Below are 2,289 nucleotides of genomic sequence, written 5' to 3'. Positions count from 1 at the left end.
TGAAGTACAGATATTAATAATAAAACTCTTGTGGTGCGGGCAAGATGCCCGCACAAGGTGTACCTCACTCAAAGCTACTTGCTGTATGATAGAAGGAGACAATATTTGCCATTGAAATTAGACAGCGATTCGGACTTCTGGAAGAAGCCGGGGATCTAAGTACAACAAAACTAACCAGTAATCGTTCCCGTTACAGGAGAACTCGCACTAGCATACTCTTTAATGGGCATCCTACCCGACAAATAAGCTATGCGACCCGCCACAGTTGCTAAATTCATCGCATAAGCCATGGCTGGGGCATTTTCAGCCAAAGCGATCGCACTATTAATTAATAACGCATCTGCCCCCAATTCCATCGCCTCAGCGGCTTGTGAAGGCGCACCAATACCCGCATCTACCACCACTGGTATTTTAGCATTTTCAATAATAATCCGAATATTGGCGGTAGTTTTCAGCCCTTGTCCAGAACCAATGGGCGCAGCTAAAGGCATCACAGTGGCACAGCCAACCTCTTCTAACCGCTTTGCTAACATAGGATCAGCATTAATATAAGGCAATACAGCAAAACCTTCTTTTACCAATTGTTCCGCCGCTTGTAAAGTACCTATGGGATCTGGAAGTAAATATTTAGGATCAGGTATAACTTCTAACTTGACAAAATTATTATCTTCTTGTCCCAATAATTTCGCCATTTCTCGTCCCAAGCGTGCCACCCGAATGGCTTCCTCCGCAGTTTGACAGCCAGCAGTATTAGGTAACATCCAAATCTTACTCCAATCTAGCGCCTCTCCTAAACCTTCATGTCCTGGTGCATTAGTTTGTACCCGTCGCACGGCCACCGTTACAATTTGACAACCACTGTTTTCGACACTTTGCTGCATTTCCTGGATACTGCGATATTTACCAGTTCCCGTCATTAACCGAGAACTAAAGCTTTTACCGGCAATAATTAATGGTGAATCTTGAATATTTAGATCTGATAGTCTCGGCGTAGCTATGTCACAAAATGATTTATTTTGGAGCTTGTTTACACTATTAATATTAGTATTAGTGACAGTAGAATTAATGGCCATTGATGTAGTAGTAGATGACACAGCAGAAAAACGGGAATAGTGGAAATTAGGTAAAATAGGATCTGTTTTTTGTTCGCAAATCAAATCAGCAATTAATGTCGCTGTCACTGGTGCGAGTAAAATTCCATTGCGGTAATGACCAGTAGCCAAAGTTAAATTAGGACAATGACTAGCACCCAAAATAGGTAATTCATCGGAGGTAGCTGGACGAAATCCCCACCAAAGTTCTTGAAGAGGATAATTTTCTAATTGGGGATACAAGCGAATAGCTGATTGTAGTAAACTTTGAATCCCGACTGGGGTATTATAGGCAGTAAATCCCACATCTTCATTAGTTGCACCAATAATGATAGAACGATTGCGTCGGGGGACAATATAAATACCCTCTCCAAATAATACTCTAGTTAAGGGTAATTCATTGAGACAATCTGGGACTCGTAAACTCAACATTTGTCCTTTACGGGGACGCACTGCTAAAGGTAATAATTGATTTACCCAAGCACCAGCGGTTAAAAGATAATGGTCAGCCCGAAATAAACCTATATTAGTTTGGACACCAATCACTTTTCCCTGTTGTTGAGAAATAGCTTCTACGGTAACTCCGTCTTGGAATATAATACCCTCAGACTCCGCCGCAGTCCGTAGAACTTTAATTAAAGCCCGGTTATCAACTTGCCCGTCTTCAGGATACCACCAACCACCGACCACATCCTGACCCAAACCTGGTTGATATTGGTTAATAGTATCTTTATTCAACCAGTGGGCGTTTCTATCCCCTGTATTTTGTGGTTGTTGATAAACTGGTGCGAGGATACCACAAGGCCAATAACCTGTATTATTTACATCCTTTTCTCCAGTTAATTCTGCTAATTTTTCCGTCCAATTTAAGTATAAATTGCGCGATCGCCGACACAAAGACAACATCGGCTCATGAGTAATATTTTCTGCTTCAGGAGCTAACATTCCGGCGGCGGCGTGGCTGGCAGCAGCAGTAAAATCACGTGAAAGTACAGTTACATTAGCACCCCGTAATTTCAATTCAAGACCGCAAGCCAACCCGATAATACCACCACCAATAATTAAAACATCATTAGTCATTAGTCATTAGTCATTAGTCTAGTAAATAACTAATAACTCATAAAGGCTAACAAAGGGAGTAGAATTTGTTGACATACTCACCGACCTGAAGGTGCGGGGAAACACTTGACACTTCACC

The 2,289-nt window shown here is 41.9% G+C and carries 2 pseudogenes; both read right to left on the bottom strand.

What is annotated here, in order from left to right:
- Nucleotides 1-170: 170 nt before the first annotated feature.
- Nucleotides 171-962: pseudogene (locus tag ACIR131C_RS27300) on the bottom strand (glycine oxidase ThiO); the annotation flags it as partial.
- Between the two features lie 137 nt (nucleotides 963-1,099).
- Nucleotides 1,100-2,171, bottom strand: a pseudogene (gene thiO, locus ACIR131C_RS27295) (glycine oxidase ThiO); the annotation flags it as partial.
- Nucleotides 2,172-2,289: the final 118 nt, after the last annotated feature.

This window comes from Dolichospermum circinale AWQC131C, assembly GCF_000426905.1.
Taxonomy (GTDB): domain Bacteria; phylum Cyanobacteriota; class Cyanobacteriia; order Cyanobacteriales; family Nostocaceae; genus Dolichospermum; species Dolichospermum circinale.
Note: the sequence above shows the minus strand (reverse complement) of the source record. Positions and strands in the feature narration are given on the sequence as shown.